Origin of the sequence: Blastopirellula marina, from assembly GCF_002967715.1 — a bacterium.
Taxonomy (GTDB): domain Bacteria; phylum Planctomycetota; class Planctomycetia; order Pirellulales; family Pirellulaceae; genus Bremerella; species Bremerella marina_B.
Window position 1 is genome coordinate 1 of sequence record NZ_PUIA01000062.1, and the last position, 709, is coordinate 709.

Genomic DNA, 709 nt, shown 5'->3' on the forward strand with positions numbered 1-709 from the left:
ACGAAGGCGGAAGGCGTTGGAACGTCACCTTGCGCGCAGCGAGCGAAATCGAAGCCGCCATGAAGCAGGCGAAAGAAGACGTGAAGTTCGAGAAGCTAGAGTCGCAACTCCGCCGCGCGTTGCTCGACGCCGGCCCCAACGGCCTCACGAAATACAACATCCGCGCCAACAGCGGCATGTCCGGCAGCAAGTTCGGCCCGACCTGGGATCGGATGATCAGTTCAGGAAAGATCGTCCCGCTGGAAATTGACCCGACCTATTGCTACCAACGATACATATTGCCGCCGGCCGAAGAAAAAAATGAAACCAACCAGTCCAGTCCGCCCGTCGATGCAGCCCCAACACACTAACCCGAGGCGCGAGCCGAGGGAATGCGGCGTGAAGCAAAGCAAAACATAGTAGCCCGACGCGCGAGCGAGGGAAAAGCGGACGCAAGTAGAGCTACGGCCAGCGTTTCCAATCCAACGCCAAGCCACCTAAGACTCTCCCTCACTCAACGCTGGCCCTTCGCCTTCTCCATCCGCCAATTCTGGAAGCGGCCGAGCAAACTCAACCCCCACCAGTTAAAACTTGACTCTGCGGCGTAGAACAGATACGACAGGACGAAGGTCAGCACGAGCAGAGGCGCGACCGTCTCGAAAACGTATCGCAAGTCCCCAAAGCTACTACCTTAGTAGCTAACAAGTCCTAACCCGAAGATGACGACGAA

The 709-nt window shown here is 57.4% G+C and carries 1 pseudogene; it reads left to right on the forward strand.

What is annotated here, in order from left to right:
- Positions 1-350: pseudogene (locus C5Y96_RS19510) on the forward strand (hypothetical protein); the annotation flags it as partial.
- Positions 351-709: the final 359 nt, after the last annotated feature.